This is a genomic window from Paenibacillus sp. Y916, assembly GCF_056786435.1.
The window spans coordinates 264,359-286,268 of record NZ_JBXCJA010000005.1 but is presented as its reverse complement, the minus strand read 5'-3'; the positions used below and the strand labels follow the sequence as shown (position 1 = coordinate 286,268).

The following is a 21,910-nucleotide window of genomic DNA, read 5'->3' as shown; positions in this document are numbered from 1 at the left end:
TGGTCATACGGAGGAGCAATGATATGAATAACTGGAAGGTCATGATTGCAGATGATGAGTCTATTATCCGTGAGGGGATTAAGCAATCTGTTGATTGGGAGGGGCTTGGGCTGCAGATTGTTGCAGAAGCCGAGGATGGTGAGGAGGCGTTGGAACAAGCGCTTCTACATTCCGTGCATATCGCACTAGTTGATCTTAATATGCCCATTATGCATGGAATTGAGATGATGAAGAGATTAAGAGAGCAGCTCCCCTGCTGCAAAATTGTAGTCATTACAGGCCATGATGAGTTCACGTATGCGCAGGAATCTATTCGATTGCAGGTGAATGACTATATTCTGAAGCCTGCCGATCCGAAGCAGTTGATGCAGGTCATGCGCAGACTTCGGGATGAACTAAATCAAGAGAAGCAGCAGAGCCAGCATCTGGTGCAGGCATCTAAGCAAATCTTGAAGAACTTTCCGCTGTTACGCGAACGTTTTTGCCAGGAATGGCTTGATGGCAACCTGAGTCAGCAGGAAATTAAGGAACAGCTCCAATTTTTGAAATTACCACAAGTTCGACCTGAGCTATTAGGCATTATCCGCTGGAGATGGGAAGTGCAGAACTCTGGGATGAAGGAGAATGAACGGCAGTTGTTTCTGTTTGCAATTGAGAATATCACGATGGAGTTGTTGAACGACTATTCCCATGTTATTTTCCGTGATTCAACGGGTCTTATCATTATTCTTCTGTGGGAGGGTGCCGCCGAGGCGATGTTAGCACGGGTAGAACAGGAAGTGCGCACTAATCTGAAAATTGCCGTAGAAGTCGGTATAGAATCTGTAAATGAAGACCTTACGGAGTTGTCCACGACTTATCGTAGATGTAGAATCACCTTATCCAAAGAAGTACCGCTAACCCCGGTCGTTCGAAGAGCTAAGCAATATATGCTGGAGAATTACAGCGAATACGGCTTGACGTTAGAATCTATGGCGGGCATGTTGCAAGCATCTCCGGTCTATCTTAGTAGGCTGTTCAAGCAGGAACTGGGTACTTCCTTTGGTGCTTACCTGACACAGATCCGAATTCGGAAAGCGGCACAGATGTTGAATTCTACGGATATGAGTGTGCATGAGGTAGCGGGGCGGACAGGCTACGAGACACAGCATTATTTCAGTACTGCCTTTAAGAAACAAACCGGAGTATCTCCCCTACAATTCCGTAAAGGTGTGATTCCGGAAGAAGATTCTTCATCTTAGAAGGGTCTTTTTTCTTTGCCTATTTATGAAAGCGTAAACATAGGTTCGTTTTTTATAAAAAGAGTAGTTTTATTGTAAATACGGGTCGATCTTCACCTTGCTATACTCAAACTGTCAGATGAAGCAGATATTTCGTAATGACAACAGAATATAACAATCGTTCAGGGGGAATGCAGGGATGAAGAAATATTCATGGATCATGTTGATGATGGCGTTCGTACTTATGATATCCGCTTGTGGTAATGGAAGTGGTTCAAGTGGCAGTTCTAAAGAAACTAACGGTAAGATCGGTATTTCCATGCCCACGAAATCTTCAGAGCGCTGGGTAAATGACGGAAATAACATGGTGAAAGAGTTCGAGAAGTTGGGATATGCAACAGATCTGCAATACGCTGAAGATGTCGTCGAGAATCAAATCTCACAAATTGAGAACATGATCACGAAAGGTGTAAACGCGATTGTTATCGCTTCAGTTGATGGTGAGTCACTGACTAATGTGCTGCAAAAGGCGCATGATGCCAACGTCAAGGTCATTGCGTATGATCGCTTAATCAAGAAAAGTGAATATGTAGATTATTACGCTACTTTCGATAACTTCAAAGTTGGCGTACTTGAAGGTTCATATATTGAAGAGAATCTTGGACTCAAAGAAGGTAAGGGACCTTTCAACATTGAGTTGTTCGGGGGCTCACCGGACGATAACAATGCTTACTTCTTCTTTGATGGAGCGATGTCCATTCTGCAGCCCTATATTGATTCCGGTAAGCTTGTTGTTCGTAGTAAACAGACGACGATGGCTCAGGTAGCTACACTCCGTTGGGATGGAGCAGCAGCTCAAGCGCGTATGGATAACTTGTTAAGTGCGAACTACGCTTCCGATAATTTAGATGCTGTACTGTCTCCTTATGACGGCATAAGTATTGGTGTACTCTCTTCACTTAAAGGGATTGGTTACGGTACAGGAGCTAAGAAGCTTCCGATAGTAACGGGTCAAGATGCTGAGCTAGCTTCCGTTAAATCAATTCTTGCTGGAGAACAGACACAAACGGTATTTAAAGATACACGTGAATTGGCTAAGAAAGCGGTTGAGATGACTGAAAGTGTTCTCAAAGGTACAGAGGCAGAAGTAAATGATACAACAACGTATGATAACGGTGTGAAGATTGTACCCTCCTACTTGCTTGATCCGATCTCTGTTGATGCAAGTAATATAGAAGAGGTTCTTGTAAATGGTGGCTACTATACGAAAGAGCAACTGGGCAACTAATCGACTTTTGGTAGATATACGAATGATATGTAAGTGGTGGTGGCAGCCTTCAGAGGCTGCTTCCCTCTACCCGTATGACAGTCACAAGGAAAGCTAGGTGAGAAGCATTGACGGATTACATTCTGGAGATGAAGGGAATAACCAAATCGTTTCCCGGTGTCAAAGCACTTGGAGATGTTAACTTGAAGGTAAAGGAAGGCGAAATTCACGCTTTATGTGGAGAGAATGGCGCTGGCAAGTCTACGCTGATGAAAGTACTCAGTGGTGTGTATCCTCATGGCACCTATGAGGGAGATATTTTATTCAAAGGACAGGTTTGCAAGTTCAAAGATACTAAGGATAGCGAGAATCTGGGGATTGTTATCATCCATCAGGAACTAGCGTTGATTCCGTATTTGTCGATTTCGGAGAACATCTTCCTAGGCAACGAACAGGCCAAGCATGGGGTAATCAACTGGAACGAAACGACGGTGAAGACGATAGGTCTGCTAGAAACCGTCGGCCTTAAGGAATCGCCATTTACTAAGGTAAACTCGATCGGTGTCGGTAAACAGCAATTGGTAGAGATCGCTAAGGCACTCTCCAAGGAAGTGAAGCTGCTCATCCTCGACGAACCCACTGCGGCGCTTAATGAGGATGATAGTGAGAATCTATTGGAGCTGATTCATCAGCTCAAGAAACAAGGGATCACCTCCATTATCATTTCGCATAAATTGAACGAAATCGAGAAGATAGCGGATTCTGTAACGATATTGCGTGATGGGTTGACGATTCAGACACTGGATATGAAGAAGGACCAAGTTACTGAAGATGTCATTATTAAGGGTATGGTCGGTCGAGATATGACGCATCGTTATCCAGAGCGTACGCCAGACATTGGGGAGACGATATTTGAAGTCCGTAGCTGGGAAGTATACCATTCGACACAATCGGGCCGTAAGATGCTTGATAACATTAATATGCATATCCGCAAGGGTGAAGTCGTCGGAATTGCGGGTCTGATGGGAGCGGGACGAACGGAGTTTGCTATGAGTGTATTCGGCAGATCTTACGGTAAACGTATTAGTGGTCAAGTATTCATCCACGGTAAGGAAGTTCATCTGACAGATATTAATAAGGCTATGGAGAATGGGTTGGCCTATGTTACTGAAGACCGGAAGCACTATGGACTCATCCTAATTGACGATATTAAACGTAACATTTCACTCAGTAATCTGAAGAAGATATCACGGCGTGGCGTCATTAACGAGAACGAAGAGGTACTTATTGCAGAAGAATACCGTAAGAAGTTGAACATCAAGACACCGAACATTCTGCAAAAGACAGGTAATCTTAGTGGGGGTAATCAGCAGAAGGTCGTACTCAGTAAATGGATTGATACAAAACCGGATATTCTTATTCTAGATGAACCTACCCGAGGAATTGACGTAGGTGCCAAATACGAAATTTACTCTATCATTAATCAATTGGCGTCTGAAGGTAAAGGCATACTGGTTATCTCCTCCGAGCTACCGGAAATTCTCGGGATGTGCGACAGGATCTACATTATGAATGAAGGTCGAATTAGCGGAGAAGTGGCACGCCAGGATGCGACACAAGAGACATTAATGAAGTACATGACACGAAGCAGGGGGTAATATCGCATGGAAGCCATTAGTAAACTTTTCAAGAAAAACATTCGCCAATACGGCATGATTATTGCACTTGTCTTTATATCTATTTTCTTTCAGATCATGACAGATGGTATATTGCTTAAGCCGCTTAACGTCACGAACTTGATTCTTCAGAACAGTTACATTCTAGTATTGGCCATAGGGATGGTATTGGTCATTATTACGGGACATATTGATCTTTCTGTCGGATCGGTAGCCGCTTTTATTGGTGCACTATCAGCTATTATGATGGTAAATATGCAGATGAACCCAGTTCTTGCAGTCATTCTATCTCTGTTGATGGGTGCACTTGTGGGTGCGTGGCAAGGTTTCTGGGTAGCTTATGTCAAAATACCAGCGTTCATCGTGACTTTGGCAGGGATGCTATTGTTCCGTGGGCTAACGATGATCGTACTGAACGGGCAGTCGATTGCCCCTTTTCCGAAGTCATTCCAAAAGATCAGCTCCGGATTCGTTCCCGATTTCTTTCATGGAAGTACAATCAATCTGCTTACTATCGTTGTTGGAGTTATTCTGTCGATTCTGGTTATATATCAGGAGTATAAGAATCGTAAAGTTCAGACAAGGTACGCTTTCGATCAAGCATCTGTGTGGTTATCCATTGCTAAGGTTGGAGTTCTTGTCATATTGATAAATTTATTCACCTACGTACTGGCTCAATATAATGGAATTCCAAATATTCTCGTAATCTTGTTAGTACTCATCATTATTTACTCCTTCGTCATGAATCGGATGACAATGGGTCGCCGAATTTATGCTTTGGGTGGTAATGAGAAGGCGGCAAACCTATCTGGTGTCAAAACCAAACGTGTAACATTCTGGGTATTCGTTAATATGGGTGTCATGGCTGCGTTATCTGGATTGTTATTTGCAGCACGTCTGAATTCGGCAACCCCCAAAGCGGGTGTGAACTTCGAACTCGACGCCATCGCTGCGTGCTTCATCGGTGGGGCTTCCGCTTCAGGAGGAATTGGTACTGTTGTCGGCGCCATCATCGGCGGCCTTGTTATGGGTGTCATGAATAATGGAATGTCTTTGGTTGGTCTTGGGGTGGACTGGCAGCAAGGAATTAAGGGTCTAGTGTTGTTGTTCGCTGTAGGATTCGATATTTATAATAAGTCGAAAACGTCATAATCGATCATGTATTCTATAGTTGAAATAAAGTAAACGGTAGTAAAGGCTCTTCCCAGTGATGATCATGGGAGGAGCCTTTCTTAGTATGGTGGCACATCTCGTCTAACGTTATAGGGCGAGGGTGATTAATATAATTTTTTTTAAGTAAATGCTCGAATTTCTAATGTTTTTGTCTTCATTTGCCGATAGTTAAAGTAACTAATAAGATTTTAAAAAGAGAACTGGAGGGAATTAACATTGTATATTAGATTCAAAAAAACCTTAATCATGTCATTAATCCTAATTATAAGCTTGGCTAGTGCGGGGACATCTTGGGCAGCTACAACGCCGAACTTGATTGGACTTGAAGTTTCCAAGAATGAAGTATTTCTTGAAATTGGTGGGAAAGAGACACTAACTACAACGGCTATTTACGATGATGGTACGAAGAAGAATGTCATCATCACGAACTGGGTTAGTAACGATGATACCGTTGCAACGATATCTAATGGTACGGTGACGGCTAAAAAGGAAGGTACTACCACCATAATTGGAAAGTACGGTGTGGAGGAAACTGACAGCATTGAAGTGACTGTCAGCAAAAAAGTGAAATCTCTAACGAAGAGCGTACAAAGTCTTGAGCTTCGTAAGGATGATAGTAAACAAATTGAACTAGAGGCGACTTATGTTGACTATGTTGGATCCGAGGTCGTTACGGATAAAGCGATTTGGTCCTCTAGTAATAATGATATTGCAACTGTTGTAAATGGTAACGTTAAGGCTCAAAGCGCAGGAATAGCTACGATCACAGCTTCCTTTGGAAACCAGACTGTTACATTAGAAGTAACGGTGGAGAACGTGAAACGACTAGACCTGGATGTAGAGCAGGTATCTTTGTTGCTCACAGATCCAAAGGATTCAAAGACCGTTACATTAACAGCTACGTATCCTGATGGGTCCCAAAGAGATGTGGCTGAAGATGCGAAATGGACAACAAGCAACAAGACCGTCGCAGATGTGATTAAAGGTAAGATTACTGCTTATGGAGCAGGAACGGCAACAATCACAGCTAGTTATGGCGCAGAGACAATAAGCCTTGAGGTTGAAGTTGACAAGACTCGTAAATTGGAAGTTGATACACAGAATGTATATCTGAGTCTTGTTACTGGGGGGATTGCTTCACAACAGCTTACTTTAACAGCTGTATATCCGGATAGTCCAGATCTTGATGTTACTAATCTAGCGACATGGACTACTAGCAATGCGTCCGTTGCTTATGTTAACAAAGGGAAAGTTTACGCTGAGGGTGTTGGGTCAGCGACGATTACTGGGAAATATGGGGATAAGAGTGTGACGGTACAGGTTGATGTTGACGTTCCACGTCATCTTGACCTTGAGGATAAAGTAGGAATGAGCGTTGGAGAGACTAAGACGCTAGAACTACATGCTGCTTACGCTGATATAACTGGTAAGACGGATGTAGCGGACAAGGCTGTATGGAGTTCGAGTGATGCGGCTGTCGTATTTGTATCCAACGGTAAGCTTACAGCGTATAAAAAAGGTGAAGCGACAGTTAGTGCCACTTATGGCGGAATCACAGTTACGACGAAGGTCAGCGTTGATATTCCTGTTTCAATATCGTTAGATGCTAAAACGATTGATATTAAGAAAGACAGTCCTTATCAAGCTAGCCTTATCGCTGTGTATGATACGAAGGATCCTCTTAAAAATATTGTTCTAACAAGTGAAGCAGAATGGAGCACGAGTGATGAGAAAATTGCTGAAGTAGATAGCGACGGACTGATTACTGGTGTTGCAACAGGAACGGCTACGATTACAGCACTGTATGAACAGACGAAGTACATCATGAAAGTAAACGTAGGCTTGGTCAAAGACCTTGAGGCAGATACTCATCTTATCGTATTGAGTGCTGGTGAGAGTAAGAATATCGAGCTTACGGCGAAGGATTCATCCGGTAATGATGAAGTATTTACAGGAGCAGATGTGACTTGGAAGTCAAGTAGTACTTCTGTAGCTGCTGTGAAAGATGGTAAAGTAACAGGTTATACAAAGGGTAAAGCTACAATTACAGCTGAATATGGTGGTCAGAAAGTGACTGTTTCAGTAGAAGTAGATATGGTTCAAAGTATCGAAGCGTCACATCAATCTGTATCATTAAAAACAGTTAGTGCTAGTTCTAAAGTACAACAAGTCAACATTATCGTGACATTCAGTGATGGTTCAACCAAGGATGTAACGGATTTGGCAGAATGGAAAACGGGCAATTATAAAATGGCGACAGTGAACAAAGGGAAAGTAACTGCCGTAGCATATGGCAAAACAAAGGTTACAGCTAAATATGCAGGTAAATCTATAAGTATTCCAGTGGAAGTCGACATGTTGAAGTATTTACAGACAGATAAAGTGAGTCTAAAAATGACAGTTGGACAGCAGGCTGATATCATTGCGACAGCAACCTTTACTGACGGAATCGATGTTAATGTATCTAAAGAAGCGTTATGGACTTCATCGAAGATTTTAGCGGTAACTGTTAAAGATGGCAAAATCAAAGCTAATGGAAAAGGTAAGGCAACGATCACCGTTAAATACGGCGGTAAGAGCACAAAGGTAGTTATCACTGTAGAATAGTTTTAAATAAACAGTAAAAGAGTGGGTCCTCTGTACAATACGGAGGACCCACTCTTTTTTTGAAATATAAGAAAGTATAAGTTCCCCTTGCTACACTATCTCTTATTCCACATTCTCCACTTCGAATACCGGTATGAACGTTAACTCATCCTGAATATAGATATCCACATACTTACGGAATATACCTATTACGGTAATGGAACCTCCATAAAAGTCATAATTTCCAGTAAGCTTTACGTAGCTATCGTCCATGATCGCATAGGCTTCACCATATCCAGGTTCGATAATCGTCGTACTGAATTTCACCTTTTCATGCATATATGAAACGAGCCCGTCCACTGATATATCAATGTAATCTTGCTGAACGCCAATGAAGGAATAGGTATCTCCAGAGCGTTGGTATATAGCTACTTGGCTAGCACCATCTACTGTATTTGGATTATCAACAAGAAGCTGTCCATTGCTATCCACTTCATAACCATCTGCATCGATCTGGAACAATGTAACCATTTCATTTGTCTGTATTTCAATGGCGGTAAATAACGCATTCCTTAAAGTGGATTCCCCTTGAATAAGAATGACTGGGAAATCCTTCGTACTGAGCGAGTCTTCGATGAAGATGTCCTGGATATTCCCCTCATGTTGGAAGTTGCTATTTGATAATACCTGAACAGTATCATCCTTATTCAATCTTGCGAAGTAAATGGTATGTTGTTCATCCAGCGCAAGTACATATGCTAAAGCGCCAAAACGTTTGCTTCCGCTACTTATAGAGGTGAATATGCGTGTTGGGTCGCTACTCTGTAGGATGCGGATCGGATCATGGATATTCCATGCTAGTTGTGCATCTTTTATCTCAAGAGCAGTATCTTTGTAGTCGGCAAGACCTTCGTATATGGCAATGGCTTTCTCAAATTCATTCTTGGATACGTTGCGTTTGGCCTCTTTCATCCATGTACTCATTTGTTTCGTAATGTATGGCTCCACGGAAGATTTAAAGTTAGCGGCTTGGACGAAGATGTTATAGCTCTTTGCATGAGTTGCAAATATAGCATAACTTTCATTTGCAAGATCATTCTCTAAGAATGTCCTCACTAAAGCGTCAGATTGATCCGTAATCCAGTCTGCTTGAATTTGATGGGCATCATAGAGCTTCAACATAGCTAATGATTCATCTAAAAGAGTCTGGTATTCACCACTTGCGGCTATTTGGGCCATTTTACGATGATCATAACCTTTGAATTTATCGTAAAGTTGCGTCTTCTTCTGATCTGAATCACCAAAGAACGCATCAGGGATGGTCAAGAGATTCCATTTGAAGGATTCATTACTATACTTCTTGGTATCAAGATTGTGCTCCAGTTGTTGATAGAAGACGGTCTTGAAATGTTGGAAATAGGCTGAGAAATCATTAGAAACGTCATATTTAGCAGAAAGTTGGCGATAATAGGGTTGATAAATGTTGCCTTCCTTCATATATATTCCCCGAAATGCTTCTAAGTCTTTATATACCGTCATCAGTATCTCGAAATCTTCATCATCGCTAGCACGTTTAGCATTCTTATCAATCTCGCTCAGTTTAGAATTAATTTCACTGATCGGGGCTAGCTCAACCAAACGCGAAGAAATATCTGCTTCCTTATACTTAATCGACTTGTTCTGGTGTGCTTTATGATACCAATCCTCCGCGGCGATGAGATCTTTAAGTGCGTACAGTCGATCTGCCTCGGTGACTGCAGATATCTTCTGCTGAATGTAATGAAATTTCATACCAATGAGAACCATCATACCTATACAACAACATATTAATAGTTTTTGCAGGGTTAACGCCCGTATCTTCGTCATAGTCTTATAGCCTCTTTAACTGTATTATTGGAAGTCAGGATCCCATTCATATAACTCACTTCGGATACTCGCCACCTCAGTCGCTAAATGGCCCCATGGGTGGTCAGGATATTGGCGAATCAACCGGTATAAGCGTAAGAACCGGTCTTTGGAAAGTCTACGAGCATAACGTTGAACGAATTCAGGGTAAGTCTCAACATATTTCTTCAATCGAACGGCTGCTCCAACGACATTCGTTAGAATTTCCAGGCCATGCTCCATTTTAAGTATATATGGCTCGTAGGCAAGAATATACCGGATTGAGCGGTTTTTGATCAGCTCTCTTTTTATTTTGGCAATTTCACCGATATAGGCGGCTAGATCGCTATCGAATTCATCTATCAGTAAAGGTTCAACCGCTAAATCCATATCTTTTCGAAGGATGAAAGATTGAAGTAATACAACTTGCTGTAGACGGATTTTATCGTTGTGAACGAGGGTACTGATCTCCCGTAACAGTTCATAAGTCAGTAGTTCATCATCTTTCAACGCGGCAACGGCTGTCTTACGATTGCTCTTCAAATCTTCAAGAATGTGAAGCTGCTCTCGTTCGAATAATTTGTCTAGTGCGAAAGGGACTTCACTAGGAAGCATCTTCCTCTGTATGACCCACAGCAGAGCGAGCAATAGAATAACAGCTCCAGCACATAGGATCATTTGTCCAAAGTTCTGACTGAAAAAGATGCCAATCAAACCAATGAGGAGCGCAATCAGTAGTTCATTTCGCATCGTCTTTTTCACATTGGATGCAGCCTTTTGAGTAACGGATATCAGTTTAGCTTTGCCACACACACTACATTGTTCTTCCCATAGTGCAGTGAAATGATGGCAATGGGTGCATATTCTCAACTTTTCATAGGCGTAACGCGTTTGTATATAGGGTCTTAAAGTAACAGGTCTCTTCTTAGTCATGATGCTCCCCCTTATGATTGATTAGGGAAAGTAGCCTTTGGTCGATTTCGTCGTAAGAAGGCGTGTAATTACGGTGTTTAAAGTAAATAACTGATTTAGTAGCAACATAAAGAATCAAAACACTTAAACAAACGTATACAATCATATTGGATTCCTTTCATATGTGGATCTGAGGCATTTAGCCTATATTGATTGAACTTTGGTGGGTTTAATTATATCATAATGTCATGGTAATGATAGGAAGTACTCTGTCAAGAAGCATGATATTATGGTAACAGATAACTTTTTTAGCGAAACTTAAGGGTTTCTTAACAGCTATTTAAGATTTATCACCTAGAGTTAAAATAGATGAGAAGTCAGTTCTCACAATGATCTCATAATAAAGGGGTATAACTATGTTTCGTAAAAAACAACTCTCACTCCGTATAATGATTGTCTTATCGTTATTACTGCTTCCGTATTCAGTTAGTATACAGGAAGCTTCAGCGGCCCAATCGTCTTCACAGATTGACGCTATGCTCGTTGTAGACGCAAGTAACTCGATGAAGAAGAGTGACCCAGATAAAATAGGTAATGAAGCTATGAAGATGTTTATTGATATGCTATCCGTTCAAGGAGATAAGGTTGGAATTATTTCGTATACGAATAAAATACAACGAGAGAAGGCATTGCTCGAGATTAAGTCAGCCGCTGATAAGGAAGATTTGAAGCAGTTCATTGACGAGTTAGATCGAGGTCCTTACACCGACGTCGCTGTAGGTATTAAGGAGGCCGTAAAAGTATTGCTGCAGGGGGCAGATCCCACTCATGAACCGATGATTGTACTACTGGCTGATGGTAATAACGATTTCGATAAGGCTAAGAGTCGAACGGAGCAACAGTCTGCACAGGAATTAGAACAAGCGATTGCTGATGCGAATAAGAATGGCATTCCAGTATATACGATTGGGCTTAACGCCGATGGCAAGCTGAACAAGGAAGCTTTAGCTGACATATCCAACAAAACCGGTGGTAAGCCATTCTCTACCAATACGGCTGATGATCTACCGCAAATATTAAGTGAAATATTTGCGAGTCATTTGAAATTAAAGATTGTCCCCGTACAGTCTATGACAGGGAATGGAAGCTTTCAAGATGTCATAATTAATGTGCCGAATAATAATGTATTAGAAGCTAATATTTCTATCATGTCAGCTCTACCGGTAGAGGTCAAAATAACGGATCCTACAGGAGCAAGCAAGACGATTCCAGCGAATGATATTTTATATTCTAAGTCCAAAAGCTACTCTTTATTGAAGTTACTAACCCCAATGAATGGCGATTGGAAGCTTCAAGTGAAAGGTGTGGCCAAGGATAAGATCGATATTAATCTAGTATTCAACTACGATGTTGAGCTTGGGATGGATCCTCTTGCAAGCACTACGTATAAGAAGGGTGATAAGATCGATATCATCTCTTATTTAACAAGTAATGGGCAAAAGTTACAAAATAGCACACTTTATCAGAATATGAATGCTAAGCTAGTTGTTAAGGACATCGATAGTGGAGATACGAAAGAGATTGAGATGTCTAATACAGGTGATGGCTTTGAGGGGACGTATCAGGTAGCGGATCAGCATGATTATGAAATGATGGTTATCGCAGAGGATAAGAGCCTTTATCGCGAAACGCCTGTTGTGAAGATTAGTGCCAAGCCTAGTGGAGCCACTCCAAATAAACCAGCAGCAACACCAACACCGGAAGCGGGCAAAGATGAGAAGCCATTTCCGATCCTAGCGGTCGTGGGTGGTGTCATAGCACTCGCTGCAATCCTTGCCGCAGCTTACTTTATTCTAGCTGCTGTGAAGAAGGCCAACCGTGGATTTGTTGGACAAATGGTTATTGAAATTCGTGATGAGAATACTGGAGAGAAGACGTATCCACAATATAAGAAATTGAATGGATTTAAAGGGAAAGTGAATCTGCATCAGTTGCTACAGCTTGCACCTGAACTGAAGGAAACGGATAAGATCATCTTCGAACCGAGTAAGAATGACTGGTTGTTGTTGAAGAATGGTTCAACCGTGAACATCGAGAAGTCAGGTCGTGTAATGGATGCTAGCAAAGGACTAGACATTAAAGACGGCGATCGAATCAGCCTTTCCTTACAGAGCGTAGATAAGACCATCATGATTGAGTATCTGGTGTAAATATAAGAATCAAAATGTTTAATAAAGCTACAAACAGGCTTCTAGTATGATCGCTACGATGCCGGATTGTCCTTACAATCGCTGTTGCCCTCAGATTTCCTGATTGTATACCGCCTACAGCGGAAGAAATCAGAGGGCAAAGGCGACCGCTAACGCTTTTTCAGGACAATTCCGTCATCTTCGCTACTTCTGCGTAGTCCATTGTTTTCCGCACGTATTAAGGATTTTGAGTTTAGATATAGGTGTTTGTATGGTATTAAATCAAGCCAATGCTTATGAAGTAACTGTACTTCGTAAAGCTTTTAGGGGGAAATTCAATGAAACCAGTAGTTAGAGAACATATTCAGCAATTGGATGTTTCGTTAGGTGGAGGGATTGTCAGCGATAAGATTCGGGTAGATACGATTGATAATCCCATCCTTATTATTGGCCTTGGGGGTACCGGTATTGATGCATTACTGCGCCTGAAATATCAAATTAATCGCAGATTCAAGTTGCCGGAAGATCCATCCTCGAAGCGGAAGCGCGATAAGCCAGACAATGTAGAGTTTCTAGCTTTTGAGACGAATGAACAGGATCGTGGTAAGAAGTATAAAGGAATCGGGCTTGATCCGATTAATGAGTTCGTGCTCCTCTCCAATGCGGAGATCGGTGGGTTGTTGCAGAATCGCAGTGTGCTTGAACCGTATATTACCGATTGGTTATCCCCTGAGATGAGTATTACGGATGGTATGAACGGCGCTGCAGGTGTTCGTCAAGCGGGTAGATTACTATTATTCACCAAGATCAATCAAGTCGTGCAAGCGATCGATAAGAAGATCAAGACACTATCTGTCGGCACGAATAAGAAGCTTATGGTGTTCATGCTTACGGGATTATCAGGGGGTACGGGAAGTGGATGCTTCTTGGATATCGCCTATATCGTACGAGGCATTATTGAACGCGATCATGGTTCAGCAGGGATTGATCGTGTGAATACACTCGGTTATTTGTTTACTCCAGATATCAACTTATCCAATAAGAGCTTGAGTGAACACACCCGTGAATATATTAAAAAGAATGGGTATGCCGCACTCAAAGAACTTGATTATTGGATGAATGTGGACAGTCGCGGTGAACGATTTCAGCAGCGTTACGGGAATATTCTGACGGTTAATTCGCCACTACCGCCGTTCAATCTATGTCATCTGATCTCAGCAACGAATACCGAAGGTAAGCTGCTTGAGAATGCTTATGACTACTGTATGAATGTGACGGCTGAGAACATTACGAACTTTATGGCAAGTGAAGAGAAAGCATCAGGTGAAGAATTCGCCATTCATGACTATATCAGTAATATTCGTACGAACATTGCCCAGATGAATAAAATGTACCCAGCGAACTATGAATATAATATTATTGGTGCATCATCCGCCGTGTTACCGATTGAAGAGATGACGACGTACTTGGCATTTCGGTTATTTGGCAAGATGGATAAGATGTTCGAGAAGGCACCAAGTCAGGACGATGTAGAGACATTCGCTCGTAAGCTGGGTATTGATCTGGAAACGATGATGAAGACTTTTGAATCTCGTGTGCCTGAGCCGCTTCCAGGGTTTGAGAACAGTGAGCGTCTGAGCTACAGCAATGTTGTGAAGAATCAGGTTATCAATATGGATACGGAGCTGGAACAGAATTTCTTGGCTCGTGCTCGAGAAGAGTATATTAAGGCTAAGAAGCAGTTGCCAGGAGAGATCGTAGGACAGTTCACCGATCAGATCCGTCGTATTTTCTTACATCCGGAACAAGGGCCATTCTATGTGTCACGGTTGATTTATACGGAGAAAGGCTTCAGTCTACTCAAAATGTTGCTTTCGTATATTGAGACACTACGTGAGAACCTACATCGCATTCCGAGGGATATTGAGGCAGCAAGCGAGCAAGCCAACGAGAGACTTGGGGATGCCAAGAGTGCATTCGTCTCCAGAGATAAGAAGAAGAATATTTATATCGAAGCTAAAATTAATGAATACTGGCTTAAAGCGGATATAGAGCGTACAGAGCAGATGATTGAGTTCTATGAAGATCTATACGAATTGTTGAATAGCGAGAATACTCGCATTTATAACGTATATACAGAAATATTGAACGCATTGAATGCTATTTTTGCTAAGAATGGGGAAATTCTGATTCATGGTGATGAGCACGCGGATCATAAGGGGAACAAGACGTATTATTGGAACCTTGTGAGTGTGCCAGACATTGCTAAGGTCATTGGTAAAATGATGGAGAGTAAAGATGTGGATGATCTTATTCGTGACTTCACGCTGGAGCTTCTAAATCGTTCAAATCAATGGATTAGAGAGCAAGAAGTGGATATCGTTAGCTCTATTTCGGATTTCTTAGGGGATAAATTTGGTGATTTGATTACACAATCGATGGAAGACTTCTTAGTTATGAAATTCGGTAATGATGAGTCTATTGAAAAGCTTGTTGAGCGCAATATTGCAAGTAAGCTGGATGAGGAAGCGGTGCCTGTATTCCATTTGAGTAATAGCTCAGGTAACTTGTATTTCCCTTCATGGGGATTTGTATCCGTTCCTGTTGGGGCTCCGAGCATTCTTAAAGGAATCCGTAATTATCAGAATAATTCCGTGGGGAGATCTCATTTCACGGTCAAAGAGAGTCAAGTGAAGAATCGGATTTTCTGGTTGAACACGAAGAACGGGGTACCCTTATTCGTATATACACCTCTCAAAGTGTATGAGGAAAGCTATGAACGAACGATTCTGGATAAAGAGGGCATTGGGCGCCACTTGGTGCAGACGGAAAGTGAGAACTGGACGTACCTCCCTTCGCCAATTCCAGAGAAGTCCTGGGGAGATACTTATATGAATACGCGTGTTCAGTCCTATAACGCTCGTGTGCGGGCTGAATTTGTGAAGGCACTCACGCTGAAGGTTATCGTGGAGAAGGACATCAATCAGAACACAAGCAATCGATTTGCTGTGGTGATGACGAAGCCGTTCGATTTGTCAGAATACCTTCGCGGATACGATATGCAGTTAGATTCAGCTAAACCGAATCTTGGGGAAGTGAAGCGTGTATTGAACGAGTTGAGACATCTGCTCGCACATGGTCTTGAGAAGGTATCTAGTAAAGATATCTTTGGTAGTATTTCTGAAGATATGGCGAATGAGAACTTGATTCGTTCACCTGAACTGATTCAACGTGTTCGGGAGGAATTAGCTAAGTATGACATGATTAGTGCAAAGGCTACTGAACTGGAACAATTGATGAGCCAACACCAGGACGACGAGAAATGGATCGATCAATTCATTGAAGCTCTATACACGAACACGATCACGAAGAAAGGTGCGCTCTATGTCTATGACCGTGACCCAGAGGAAGAAGCATGGGAGCCTTTTGCTAATCTGATGAAGAGTCAGAAGTATGTTGAATCGGAAGTGTTCGAACATTTCCGTAGATTGGATGAGAAGAGCAAGAGCACATTGCTACGTAAAGCAACTCGTCGTGGTACGGACCTGACCGCATCCGAAGATATCTCATTACTGATAACGAAATTAGATGAGCTGTATGAACTGTTTCTTAACGGCCGTGATCAATTGGAATATGAGAAGATTGAACTGGCGAATGGAGAAGAAATGTATCAATTCTACAAGCAGATGCTGTCTAAATTAAACGATATTCGTAGAAAGTTGAAATAATCATGAAGGAAATGCTAGAGAAATTCGCTACGGAGTATGCGATCGCCGAAGAGAAGATGAACGGAAAAGATGATGATCAGAGCAGTATTCATTATCCAGCGGTGTTTGTATTCATTGGGGATAAGGTGTCCGAGGCGATTGAACCGATCATGGAAATTCATGATAAGAAATGGGATAACAGCGCAGGTGTTATGTACATCCATATCGCATCCCAAGCCCGAGCCAGCTCGGGCTCGGAATCGAGCACAGGAGCTAACGTCGAGCACAAGACTATTCATCCTCGACTTCTACGGTACGAACTACCTGGTCCTGCAGAATCAACATCAAGTGGTACCACAAGCTTGCGTAAAGATTTGTATACAAGCTTCTACGAGAATGAGCAGCATTTAATTGAGCTGAATCGTACTCTGAGAAAGGTAAGCCATAACATATCGGATTTCGGTCGAATATATTCTTCATTCGATCGGATCCATCTTTCTTTCATTACGCGGGTCGATGACCCGCTTAATGTGTTCTTACCAGAATTATCACTCTTATCTAAATCCATCTTCAGTCAGTCTTTCAAGTCTGTGCAGATGGATTTATACGGGTTGATTAGTGAGAAGGAGGTTGAATCCTTCGGATATAGTCATTCTGTAGGTGTAGCTTTTCTTCGTGAGCTTGAGTATATGCAGCAGAGTGATTATACTTTCTCGGCGAATCTTCATGTAACAGAGGATGGCTTATCTATTCCTGTGACACATTCACCGGCTCCACTATTTGAGCTTGTGTATTTACTTTCTGACAAGAATGAACGAGGGATTTCATCATTCGATGATATGCAGGATAACTACGAGATTATTTGTCACGTCAATCTGTTGAAGAACCGTAAGCAGAAGGATGCGGAGCATCAATCGAGTAACCATAACTACAACAATATGTCTTTTAAAAGTAATATTAAATCGGATTCAGGTCGGGAAGGCTTCGTATCTGCGGGCTTCTCGAAAGTAAAACGCCCCAATGAGTCGATTGCATTAACGGTACTGTACCACTTTTATAATCAGATGGTTATCCGTATGAAGAATGGCGTACAGTGGAATAGCAAAGAGAAGCTAGCTTTCTTCGGTATCGATACACAGGCTATATCCAATCGGGTGAAATCAACGATGCCGGATGAGGATAAGCTGGATGAGATGACAGGCATTATGATGCATAAGATGAGTTATCATTCATTGAAACGGTTATCACTTCGGGAAGCAGAGCATGCGCTTTATGGTGAGGGATGCGAGACTTATTTCCGAGATAATTACGTTAAGGAAATTCAAGCACGCTTAGATCATATTCAGATAGGCGATGAGATATCTCAAGCGGTTAAGAAGCAAATGCTTGCTAACCCGCAGATTGGATTCTACCAAATAGCAGCGTGGAGCGATGAGTTAGGCCAATCAGGAAGTTTGCTAGAAGATATACGTGGCACGATTCGGGAAACGGCGAGGGAACTAGAATCAGCTAAATCCGAGCTTGAGCAATGTTACCAAAGTATTGTGGATGAACAATCCTTCTCGCGTCTGCCTATGATGGATAAGCATAATTTACGCAGTTTTATTCGATATTTGGTAGATACAGTGTATCGGAGAAAACGTCATATTTTGCAGCTTGAATCAGAACTGATGCTTCATCAGCGGGTTGAGGATGAATTGAGTCGAATACATCAGCATTATAAACGACAAGTGGAGCAGATGGATCGGTTAGAGGGAACTCTACGTGTAGCGGCATTGGATAGTATTCGGACAGCAGACGATTATATTGGACAGAATATTCTAGAATATTATGAAATAGTGACTGAAGACGTTGTGCGTGATATTGAGGCGAAGCGGGGTACGGCAGTCTTTTTCGAAGATCGTTATTTAGGTGATGTGACAGAGCTCTTAGAGGCTGGAATGGATCAATTGGTAGCGAAACTTATTCATATCTGTCGCAATAACATACTCACAGCAGAGCCATTTGCACAGACGTTTGAAGAAGAAATACTACATCGTGCAAATGTGACTATCGATTATAGTAATAAACAAGTATTATCTAAGGATGATTTGTTCAAGAAGTTGTATCACACATTGGAAGATCATGCGGCAATCAATGTACGATTGTTGGATTATACGCAGGAGCATCGTTACGAGGAGAAGTACTTCTTCGGGGATTCAAATAGTGAATTTATTCGCTATTCCCTCAGTGCTGATGAGACATCACGGATCTACAAATTGGGTTATGTTCATGAGAATCGGAGCAGCGGTGTGGAGAAGTTGAACTTAATGGGTGGTTTCCACATCGAAGATTTAATGTATTATCGCAATGGTAAAATGTACTATGAAGCCTATCTGAAGAATGGGTACGAGTTCCATGGTCTAGATCCTAGCGTGCTTCCAGAACTTCAATAAGTTAGAGAGCAAAAGATGACTTTTTGAAAATATAAGGGAGTATAGGTTTCACTTGATACTCTAATCCTTATATTTCCGCTGAAACGGGTTCCGTCCTTGAAAAAGGACGGCGAAGCCGTTTCTACTTGACTACCTCTATATGTGATGTGAATTCCCATTGTGGAAAGGGTGCTTGTAAAGATGCAACGAAAGATAAGTATGCTTATGCTATTATTTAGCCTGATCGGTGGCGCAGTTGGTTTTGTAGCCGGAGAAATTATATTGGGCAACTTAGAGGGAGAACTACCGAGGATTGTCGTTGTAGGTTTATATTGTGGGATACTAGCCTTCTTTATCGGTCTGTTCTGCCTTATTGCGGAGATGATTAATCCTCGCTTGAGTGGACCCTCTTGGAGACAACGGTATGTAGGTTCTTCATGGAAGTTGCTTGTGCCTGCTACGTTAATTATGCTATTCACATTGGGCCTACTACTTGAATTCGTATACGGACTGAATATAGGACGCGTGAAGCCAGTTAAAGATATCGTGCTCGTGATCGACAATTCGGGTAGTATGCTCGAGACGGATCCGAATGATGGACGCTACGAAGCTGCTAAGAGCCTGATTGGCATCATGGATAATGATAAGCGCGTAGCCGTAATTGAATTCACTCATGAAGCTAGACTGATTCAACCTTTTGTCTCGGTGAAAGACGCCGCGGTGAAACAAGAGGTGTATGCTAAGATAGATCAACTTACGGCCACCGATGGTGGAACAGAAATTGCTTTGGCACTCCAGGAAGCGATGGAACATATTAAGGATCAGACGGAAGCTAAACGAGGGACGATGGTTATTCTACTATCCGACGGATTCAGTGAGATGGATATGAATACGGCGTTAGCTGATTATGAACAGCAAGAGATTGTTATTAATACGGTCGGTATGAGTGTGAGCAATTCACAGGGCTCTGTATTGCTACAGCAGATTGCGAATCGAACGAATGGACAGTATACCGACGTAGATAATGTAGATGATCTTTCTTTCGTATTCCGACATATCTATGACAGAATCGGTGATCGCACACTGCTGACAGAGCGAACAGGTCCGACGCAAGATAGCAGTTATTATATGGCGTTACGCATTATTTCATTTATTCTGATAGGAACAGCGATAGGATTATCACTTGGCCTCATATTCGATAACCGCCATCTTGCCAAGAGTTTCGGCATTGGAGGTAGTGTTGGAGGATTGATCGCGGGGTTCGTGCTGGAATTAGGATTGTCAGGACAATCGCCGGAAGATAGTATGATCCGACTGTTGGCTTGTCTTATCTTGGCAGGTGTTATGGCACTCTTCACATGGATCGTGCCGATTAAGGAGAATGGCCTATTGCAAGAAGGTAGACAAAGACCAGGGCATGCAGGTGTCATCGCAGATGGTTCTAATAATCGGAACAAGAACAGTAGTAAGGGATTCTAGTCTTACGGAGGTGAGTAAGAGTTGCAATATTATCATGCGGACTCATCGACTCCAGTCATTCGTGAGTTGGTGCATCAAGTAGATGAAGATCATTGTACCCTACGTTGGATGTGGCCAGAGGGTATTCAAGCGGTCTACATACACCGAGCAGCATCAGATCAAGAGGTACTCGAGCAGCCAGCAATAAATAGCCTGAAGCTTTACACGCGAGATGAGTATAAAGCTAACAATGGGTATCATGAACGAACTCAGGGTATTGGTGGATGGGAGTATACGGTGTTTGCTTGTTGGCTACATAACGATGAGTCGGTTCTCATTCTCCAAGAGGATGGACAGAACCGCAAGGTAGTCAGCACGGGCAGAGCACGGATCATATACTCCATTAAGCAGAAACAACGTTTATTTCAAAAATATAAAACAATCCAAATGAGGGTAACAACAGAAGTCCCCATTTCCAAAGACGTTATATGCTACGTTAAGAAACAGGGAAGCTACCCATCTAACAAATCAGATGGTACCGTCTATCCATTCGTACAGCATTTCAACCCAGGTAGAAACGTCCTGCCAGAGATAGAGGTAGGCAAGAACGACTTCATCCGACTATTCTTTACCGACGGCCCCAAATACGGCCAACTGTACGAGCTAATGCCGGAGTAAGCTGATCGCCCCGGGGGGATCTGATTTTTTAACTTTTAAGAACGTATATAATTCCGAAGTAGTAGTAGCGTATCTCATCTCAAATGTGAGCCATCCCACCGTCTGCTCTCGTAGTTGCAGAAACTGCAGTTAATTAGTGGGTAAAGGCGTGATAGAGTGAAATAGCTGCAGAAGCTACATCTAAAAATGGGGAAACGGCGAAAAGTAGAGGTTTGAGAGTAATTAGATGTATGTTCTGCATTTAAAATAGCCAATGGATGGATAGGCAGGAATTTAGATGTGCTTTTTACAACTAAACAAGGAATACCGCCTTGGATAGCAAGCATAGGATCTCTTCCGCTTCCCCAGCCATTTACCGTAGGAACCTTTTTGTAAAAGGACGGCGTAGCCGTTTCTGTTTAGATATTGACGACGTAGGTTTTGAGAAAGAGTGTTTGCAGAGAATAATGGCTAGAGTAGGAACGATAGCGGATCACCCTACACCTAGATTATGCTTACGAGACGAGTTAACTGTCTAAGTGCTAGCTGAAGGTAATGGATGAACCTAGCGAAGGGGACAGAATTGTACTGTAGAAGCGTCAGCGTTCGCCTACAAGTTTTCCGTAGGAAAACTACTTCGAAAGCATATGCTTTGACATCAGATTTCTACCTCTGAAAGGGGTATATATTCAGGAAATCTGATGTCAACAGCGATCGGAAGAACAATCTGTCACCGTAGCGGTCACCCTAGGCTAATAGATAGAACT

The 21,910-nt window shown here is 42.3% G+C and carries 12 protein-coding genes; 10 read left to right on the top strand and 2 right to left on the bottom strand.

Annotated elements, in window-relative coordinates:
• The first annotated feature begins 23 nt into the window (after positions 1–23).
• The 5 genes from AC1TO9_RS13995 to AC1TO9_RS13975 all read left to right on the top strand — a co-directional run bounded on the left by AC1TO9_RS13995 (position 24) and on the right by AC1TO9_RS13975 (position 7,943).
• Positions 24–1,241: a response regulator transcription factor gene (locus AC1TO9_RS13995; protein ID WP_482059474.1), complete on the top strand. Its 1,218-nt coding sequence runs from the start codon at positions 24–26 to the stop codon at positions 1,239–1,241.
• A 178-nt stretch (positions 1,242–1,419) separates the two neighbouring features.
• The gene (gene chvE / locus AC1TO9_RS13990) at positions 1,420–2,508 is read left to right on the top strand and encodes a multiple monosaccharide ABC transporter substrate-binding protein (protein ID WP_482059473.1); all 1,089 of its coding nucleotides are present in this window, start codon (positions 1,420–1,422) and stop codon (positions 2,506–2,508) included.
• Between the two features lie 107 nt (positions 2,509–2,615).
• Positions 2,616–4,145: a multiple monosaccharide ABC transporter ATP-binding protein gene (gene mmsA / locus AC1TO9_RS13985; protein ID WP_482059472.1), complete on the top strand. Its 1,530-nt coding sequence runs from the start codon at positions 2,616–2,618 to the stop codon at positions 4,143–4,145.
• Positions 4,146–4,151: 6 nt separating this feature from the next.
• A complete protein-coding gene (mmsB, locus tag AC1TO9_RS13980) occupies positions 4,152–5,315 on the top strand; it encodes a multiple monosaccharide ABC transporter permease (protein WP_482059471.1) in 1,164 nt (387 codons plus the stop codon).
• Between the two features lie 237 nt (positions 5,316–5,552).
• Positions 5,553–7,943, top strand: a complete 2,391-nt coding sequence (locus AC1TO9_RS13975) for an Ig-like domain-containing protein (RefSeq protein ID WP_482059470.1) — start codon at positions 5,553–5,555, stop codon at positions 7,941–7,943.
• A 102-nt stretch (positions 7,944–8,045) separates the two neighbouring features.
• On the opposite strand, the gene AC1TO9_RS13970 is transcribed toward AC1TO9_RS13975, so the two are convergent.
• Positions 8,046–9,788: a hypothetical protein gene (locus tag AC1TO9_RS13970; RefSeq protein ID WP_482059469.1), complete on the bottom strand. Its 1,743-nt coding sequence runs from the start codon at positions 9,786–9,788 to the stop codon at positions 8,046–8,048.
• A 24-nt stretch (positions 9,789–9,812) separates the two neighbouring features.
• Positions 9,813–10,739, bottom strand: a complete 927-nt coding sequence (locus AC1TO9_RS13965) for a hypothetical protein (RefSeq protein ID WP_482059468.1) — start codon at positions 10,737–10,739, stop codon at positions 9,813–9,815.
• A 395-nt stretch (positions 10,740–11,134) separates the two neighbouring features.
• Here AC1TO9_RS13965 and AC1TO9_RS13960 point away from each other — a divergent pair, with 395 nt between their 5' ends.
• From AC1TO9_RS13960 to AC1TO9_RS13940, 5 genes are all read left to right on the top strand, one after another.
• Positions 11,135–12,928 (top strand): vWA domain-containing protein, encoded by a 1,794-nt coding sequence (locus AC1TO9_RS13960; protein ID WP_482059467.1) that lies wholly within the window; start codon positions 11,135–11,137, stop codon positions 12,926–12,928.
• 317 nt (positions 12,929–13,245) lie between these two features.
• Entirely contained in the window at positions 13,246–16,635 is a 3,390-nt protein-coding gene (locus AC1TO9_RS13955) for a tubulin-like doman-containing protein (RefSeq protein WP_482059466.1), read from the top strand.
• Between the two features lie 2 nt (positions 16,636–16,637).
• Positions 16,638–19,049 (top strand): transcription initiation factor TFIID, encoded by a 2,412-nt coding sequence (locus AC1TO9_RS13950; protein WP_482059465.1) that lies wholly within the window; start codon positions 16,638–16,640, stop codon positions 19,047–19,049.
• A gap of 180 nt (positions 19,050–19,229) precedes the next feature.
• A complete protein-coding gene (locus AC1TO9_RS13945; protein WP_482059464.1) occupies positions 19,230–20,507 on the top strand; it encodes a vWA domain-containing protein in 1,278 nt (425 codons plus the stop codon).
• A gap of 21 nt (positions 20,508–20,528) precedes the next feature.
• Positions 20,529–21,164, top strand: coding sequence for a beta-mannanase (locus tag AC1TO9_RS13940; RefSeq protein ID WP_482059463.1), 636 nt, complete (start codon positions 20,529–20,531; stop codon positions 21,162–21,164).
• Positions 21,165–21,910: the final 746 nt, after the last annotated feature.